Raw genomic sequence first — 6,664 nt, 5'->3', positions numbered from 1 at the left:
GCAGGCGGGAACCCAGATCGGACGGCGGGACTGGGTTCCCGCCTGCGCGGGAACACGGGGTTTGCCTATTCAGGAGCGGATCAAGTCCGGGATGACGTTGGGTAGATCCCCCTGTCGCGTAGCGATGGGGCGGTGGATGGCCGCAGGTCAGACGGAGGGGCTATATAAAGCAAGTTGCGCCATTTGCCGCTCCCCACGCCTGCGGCGCAGGGAGGATCTTAGAATTCTTCCGCCACGTCCATCAGGCCGAGCAGCTTCTTTGGGGCAACCTGTCGCCAGCTTGCCCTTAGCCGGTCGGTGATCTGGTCCCAGTCGGTGTCGTCAATGTCGAGCCGGATGCCGACCCAATCGTTGCCGAAATAGGAGGGGCGATAATAGCGGGCGGGGTCGCGGTCGATCAGCATCGCCTGTTCTTCGGGCGCGGTCGTCTTGACCAGCAGGCCGATGATACCGTCGCCATGATGATCGCGCGAGACATAGGCGAATTTCTTGCCCTTCACGATGCCGAAGCAGGGCATGCCGTGCGACAGGGTCTCGTCCGCCTGCGGCAAGGCGAGGGCGGCTTCGCGCACGCGGTTGAGCAGCCAGTCGGGCTGGCGTTCGCGGGTGACGAAATCGGCGAGCGTGCGTGCGTAAAGCTGATGCTCGGCGATCAGGATGCGGCTGGCCAGCGTGTCGGGCGTGTCACCGGGCAGGATGACGACCGGGGTCTGGCCCAGCACCGGGCCATCGTCCAGTTCGGCCGTGACGATATGGACCGAACAGCCCGCATGGGTATCGCCCGCGTCGATCGCGCGCTGGTGCGTGTCCAGCCCCTTATACTTAGGGAGCAGACTGGGGTGGATGTTGAGCATCCGGTTTTCCCATGCACCGACAAATTCGGGGGAAAGGAGGCGCATATAGCCAGCGAGTGCGACATAGTGTGCGCCTGCCTTTTGAAGCTGCGCATGGATGATCTGGTCGAACTCGGCGCGCTTATGGCCTTTGTGGCTGTGGCCGAAGATCGCGATGCCCTCGGCGGCGGCGAGCGTCAGGCCGGGGGCTAGCGGATCGTTGGCGGCGACCAGCACGATCTCATAGGGGCAGTCGGGGGCTTTGGCTGCGTAGAGCAGAGCCGCCATGTTCGATCCCCGGCCCGAGATCAGGACTGCTACCTTGGCTTTGGTCATGATTCTCCCCTCCCGCTTGCGGGAGGGGGCGGGGGAGGATGTGTTGAAACACCGCTGGCCCCGACATGCCCTCCCCTAACCCCTCCCGCAAGCGGGAGGGGGACTAGGTCGTTTTAACCCAGATGGGTCGCGGACCAGGCGGCCTGCGCGCTCCATGTTTCGACGCTGCCCCTGACGGTGCAGCCCTTGTCGCCCGCTTCGATCGTGCCGATGCGGTGGACGGTTTCGCCCGCAGTTTCCAGCGCGGAGATGACGCCCGCGACATGGGCTTCGTCCACGGCCAGCACCATGCCGACGCCGCAGTTGAAGGTGCGCGCCATTTCAGCCGGCTCAATATGACCCTGCGCCTGAAGGAAGGCCATCAGGCGCGGCTGCTCCCATGCATCCGCGTCCACCACCGCATGACAGCCGTCGGGCAGCACGCGGGGGATATTTTCCAGCAGGCCACCGCCGGTGATATGGGCCAGCGCATTGATCATGCCCGCACGGACCAACGGCAGCAGCGCCTTCACATAGATGCGGGTGGGGGCCATCAGCGCGTCGATCAGCAGCACTTCATTGTCGAAGATGGCGGGGCGATCGAGCTTCCAGCCCTTGTCTTCGGCGAGGCGGCGGACGAGCGAGAAACCGTTGGAGTGGACGCCGGAGGATGCAAGGCCGAGCAGCGTGTCGCCGACCTTCATGCGGTTACCGGTCAGCACCTTCGTGCGTTCGACCGCACCGACGCAGAAACCTGCAAGGTCATAGTCGCCCGGCGCATACATGCCCGGCATTTCGGCGGTTTCGCCGCCGATCAGGGCGCATCCTGCCATGCGGCACCCGTCGGCTATCCCGGCGATGACACGTTGCGCGACGCCGTTTTCCAGCTTGCCGGTGGCGTAATAGTCCAGGAAGAATAGAGGTTCGGCACCCTGCACGATCAGGTCGTTGGCGCACATGGCGACCAGGTCGATGCCCACGCCATCATGCCGGTCATGGTCGATAGCCAGTTTCAGTTTCGTCCCCACGCCGTCATTGGCCGCGACCAGCAACGGGTCGTCATAGCCAGCAGCTTTCAGGTCGAAGAAGCCGCCAAAGCCGCCGAGCTCAGCGTCGGCACCGGGGCGTCGCGTCGCCTTGGCCAAAGGTCCGATGGCGCGGACGAGGGCGTTGCCCGCTGCGATGTCGACGCCAGCCTTGGCGTAGCTGTAGGATTCGGTATCATTCATGTTGCCGCGCCCTAAAGCAAAGGTGGAGAAAACGGAACCTTCCTGTTGCGGGGGTGCAATAGTCCTCCTCCGTTCGCCCTGAGCGAAGTCGAAGGGTTCTGCCGACCGGAGGGAGGCCACTTCGCTGCGCTCAGTGGAGGGCTTCGACTTCGCTCAGCCTGAACGGGGGTGGTAGAGGCCTTGAAGGTTGGCGCTTGGCAGAGCGGGCAAATCTCGCCAAAAGGGCGCGCGTGAACCTGAGCCAGTCCCTTTCCCGCTTGTCTTTCCAGCCCAAAGCAGCGCTCCGCGCGCTGTCGCGGCCCGTCCAGATACTGATCGCCATTGCGATCGGGCTGGCAGCGGCCGCCCTGTTTGCGCAGATGGAGGGGGAGCGCGGCGTGCCGCCGATCGCCAGCGGCGGCGATTTCGAGGTGCGCGGGGTCAAGGTCGATGTGGTGGCCAGGGACGCCGACAGCGCCCGCTATGCCGGATGGCGGCTGGCGCAGCGGCAGGCGTGGCGGATGCTGTGGACGCGCACCCATGGGGGTGGCGGTGCGCCTGCCTTGTCCGATTCGCAGATCGAAGCGATGGTGTCGGGTATCGAGATTGATTATGAGCAGGCCGGGCCGACGCGCTATGTCGCGACGCTGGGTATCTTGTTCGACCGCGCGCGCACGGGCCAGTTGCTGGGCGTGTCGGGCAATGCGATGCGATCGCCGCCGTTGCTGGTCATCCCGGTGCTGTGGGATGGCGGATCGGCGGTATCCTATGAACGCACGAACGAATGGCAGAAAAGCTGGGCGCGGTATCGCACTGGGGACAGCGCGATCGACTATGTGCGCGTGGCCGGGTCGATCGCTGACCCGATCCTGCTGAACGCGGGGCAGACCGGACGGCGCGGGCGGCTGTGGTGGCGGGTGCTGCTCGACCAATATGGCGCGGCGGACGTCGTGGTCCCGATCGCGCGGCTCGACCGGCAATATCCCGGCGGTCCCATCACCGGGACTTTTACCGCGCGCTATGGCCCGGACGACAGTTTGATCGGCAGCTTTTCGCTGCGGACTGCGAACGAGAGCGGCCTGGCCAAGATGCTGGACGAAGGCGCGCGGCGGATTGATGAATTATATATCCGCGCGCTCAATGATGGCCGGCTGCGTCCCGACCCGTCGCTGATTATCGAGGAGCCGGTCGATGCCGCCGCGCTGGCGATCGAAAATGCGACGGATGCGCCAGTTGAGGCGCTGGAACTGCCGAGCGTCGTCACCAGTGGAACCAGCTTTTCGATCCAGTTCGACACGCCCGACGTCGGGTCGATCAATGCGGGCGAATCGGCGGTGCGTGCGATTCCGGGCGTGCGGTCGGCCAATACGAGCAGCCTGGCGCTGGGCGGCACGTCGGTGATGCAGGTCAATTTCGACGGCACGGTCGATATGTTGCGGGCGGGATTGCAGGCGCGCGGCTTTACCGTCGCTGCGTCCGGCACGACGTTGCGGATCACCCGGCGGCAGGGCGCGTCGCCCCAGCCATGAGCCAGTTCAGCCTGCCCTTCGAATGGCAAGGCGCGACCGGCGACGATTTTCTGGTCAGCGACGCCAATGCACTGGCCGTCGCGCATCTGGAACGGTGGCGGGCGTGGCCGCTGTCAGTCAGCGTGCTGACCGGCCCGCCCGCGTCAGGGCGATCGACGCTGGCTCGCCAGTTCGCGCGGATGAGCGGGGGCAGCGTGATCGACGATGCCCAGGGGCAGGATGAGCATTGGCTGTTTCACGCGTGGAACACCGCGCAGACGGAGGCGCGGCCTTTGCTGATGATCGGCGATGCGCCGCCAGCGGGTTGGGCGGTGGCTTTGCCCGACCTGCGATCCCGGCTGGCCGCCGTGCCGCATGTCGCGATCCTCCAGCCCGACGAGGCGCTGGCCCGCGCATTGATCCAGCGCTATCTGGACGGGGCGGGGGTGCGCTATGCCGCCGACCTGCCCGACTGGCTGCTGCGACGGATCGAGCGCAGCTATGCCAGCATTGCGGCGGCGGCGCGCGTGCTGGACCGGGCGTCGCTGTCATCGGGCCGTAAGATTTCGCTCGCAATGGCCAAAGAAGCCCTGCAAGCCGCCGCAATATTGCCTATAGTTGCTGCCGAACCCTCATCCCACCAGCGCGAGTGATCCCGAACGTGGCCGAAGCCGACCCCGCCGCCAGCCTGACCCAGCCGATCAGCCGCTATTTCAACCGGGAACTGTCGTGGCTGGCGTTCAACCAGCGAGTGTTGGAAGAGGCGATGAACCGCGCCCATCCTTTGCTGGAACGGTTGCGCTTCCTGTCGATTTCCGGCGCCAATCTGGACGAGTTTTTCTCCGTCCGGGTCGCGGGGCTGAAAGGGCAGCAGCTTCAGAATGTCGATATGGCATCGGTCGATGGCCTGACTGCCGGGCAGCAGCTGAACGCGATTGCCGAGGAAACCGGCAAGCTGATGCGCGCGCAGCAAAGGGTCTGGGGCATATTGAACGAGGAACTGGGCGAGGTCGGCATTGCCGTCGTCGGCCCCGGCAGCGAACTGGACGCGACCAGCGACCTGTGGCTGCGCGAACATTTCCGCACGCAGGTCTTTCCGATCCTGACGCCCCAAGCGCTTGACCCGGCCCATCCCTTTCCCTTCATCCCCAATCAGGGGTTGTCGATCGTGTTCGACCTGCAACGCCTGTCGGACAAGCAGCCGATCCGCGAACTGGTGATGATCCCGTCTTCGCTTGCCCGGTTCGTGCGCATCCCCGGCGAACCGGCACGTTACATGGCGCTGGAGGCGGTCGTGCGGCGCTTTTCGGGCGATCTGTTTCCCGGATATAAGGTGCGCGAAAGCGGCGTGTTTCGCATCATCCGCGACAGTGATATCGAAATCGAGGAAGAGGCCGAAGATCTGGTCCGCCATTTCCGCAGCGCCATCAAGCGTCGCCGCCGGGGCCGCGTCATCCGCATGGAGATAGAGGAGCGCATCCCCGCACCGGTCGAGGAGATGTTGCAGGACATGTTGCAGGGGCATGAAGCGATCGTCGCCGAAGTGGAAGGGTTCATCGGCATCGGCGACTTGTCCGGCGTGGTCGATGAAAACCGGCCCGACCTGAAATTCGAACCCTATGTGCCGCGTTTCCCCGAACGTATCCGCGAATATGGCGGCGATTGTTTCGCCGCGATCCGGGCCAAGGACATCGTGGTCCATCATCCCTATGAGGCGTTCGACGTCGTCGTATCCTTCCTCAAGCAAGCGGCGATCGACCCGGATGTCGTGGCGATCAAGCAGACGCTGTATCGCGCGGGCAAACAGTCCGCGATCATCCGCGCGCTGATCGACGCGGCGGAGGCGGGCAAGTCGGTCACGGCCGTCGTGGAGTTGAAGGCACGGTTCGATGAGGAACAGAATATCCTGTGGGCCGATGCGCTGGAACGGGCGGGCGTGCAGGTCGTCTACGGCTTCATCGACTGGAAAACCCACGCCAAGATTTCGATGGTCATCCGGCGCGAGGGCGACCAGTTCCGCAGCTACTGCCATTTCGGCACCGGCAATTATCATCCGGTCACGGCACGGATTTATACCGACCTCAGCTTCTTTACCGCCGACCCGGCATACAGCCGGGACGCGGCCGCGCTGTTCAATTATATCACCGGCTATGTCGAACCCGAACGGCTGGAAAAGCTGGTCATGTCGCCGCGTGACCTGCGCAACCGGCTGTGCGAGTTGATCGACGCGGAAATCGACCATGCCCGCGCCGGTCGCCCCGGCACCATCTGGGCCAAGATGAACAGTCTGGTCGATCCGGCGATCATCGAAAAACTCTATGCCGCCAGCAATGCGGGCGTTCAGATCGACCTGATCGTGCGCGGCATATGCTGCCTGCGCCCCGGCGTACCGGGCATGTCGGAAAATGTGCGGGTAAAGTCCGTCGTCGGGCGCTTTCTGGAACATAGCCGCATCACCGTGTTCGGCAATGGCGAGGCATTGCCCAACGACGGGGCAAAGGTGTTCATCAGTTCGGCTGACTGGATGCAGCGCAATTTCGACCGGCGCGTCGAGTTTCTGGCGCCGATCGAGACCCCGACGGTGCGCGAACAGATATTGGATCAGGTCATGGTCGCCAACCTGATCGACACCGAACAAAGCTGGGCATTGGACAGCGAGGGCCATTATGAACGGCTGGAGCCGGGCGAAAAGCCGTTCAACCTGCATCGCTATTTCATGACCAATCCGTCGCTGTCCGGGCGTGGTGCAGCGATCGACAATGAGGCGGTGCCAACGCTCCGCCTGCGCGGCCGGATATAA

5 protein-coding genes are annotated in these 6,664 nt (G+C 64.3%); 3 read left to right on the top strand and 2 right to left on the bottom strand.

All coding sequences use genetic code 11. The features are described 5' to 3' along the window. Nucleotides 1-218: 218 nt before the first annotated feature. Nucleotides 219-1,169 (bottom strand): phosphoribosylglycinamide formyltransferase, encoded by a 951-nt coding sequence (purN, locus tag WA070_RS04275; RefSeq protein WP_422632907.1) that lies wholly within the window; start codon nt 1,167-1,169, stop codon nt 219-221. 113 nt (nt 1,170-1,282) lie between these two features. Next, on the bottom strand, nt 1,283-2,377 hold the full coding sequence (gene purM, locus WA070_RS04270) for a phosphoribosylformylglycinamidine cyclo-ligase (protein WP_422632906.1): 1,095 nt from the start codon (nt 2,375-2,377) through the stop codon (nt 1,283-1,285). Between the two features lie 230 nt (nt 2,378-2,607). Here purM and WA070_RS04265 point away from each other — a divergent pair, with 230 nt between their 5' ends. The 3 genes from WA070_RS04265 to WA070_RS04255 are packed head-to-tail and all read left to right on the top strand — an operon-like array spanning nt 2,608 to nt 6,664. Continuing rightward, nucleotides 2,608-3,885, top strand: coding sequence for a heavy-metal-associated domain-containing protein (locus WA070_RS04265; RefSeq protein WP_422632919.1), 1,278 nt, complete (start codon nt 2,608-2,610; stop codon nt 3,883-3,885). After that, the gene (locus tag WA070_RS04260; protein ID WP_422632905.1) at nt 3,882-4,517 is read left to right on the top strand and encodes a chromosomal replication initiator DnaA; all 636 of its coding nucleotides are present in this window, start codon (nt 3,882-3,884) and stop codon (nt 4,515-4,517) included. Before WA070_RS04265 ends, WA070_RS04260 begins: the two co-directional genes overlap by 4 nt. 8 nt (nt 4,518-4,525) lie before the next feature. Further along, complete coding sequence (locus tag WA070_RS04255; RefSeq protein WP_422632904.1) at nt 4,526-6,664, top strand: RNA degradosome polyphosphate kinase; 2,139 nt, start codon at nt 4,526-4,528, stop codon at nt 6,662-6,664.

The organism is Sphingobium sp. (genome assembly GCF_049304695.1).
Taxonomy (GTDB): domain Bacteria; phylum Pseudomonadota; class Alphaproteobacteria; order Sphingomonadales; family Sphingomonadaceae; genus Sphingobium.
Note: the sequence above shows the minus strand (reverse complement) of the source record. Positions and strands in the feature narration are given on the sequence as shown.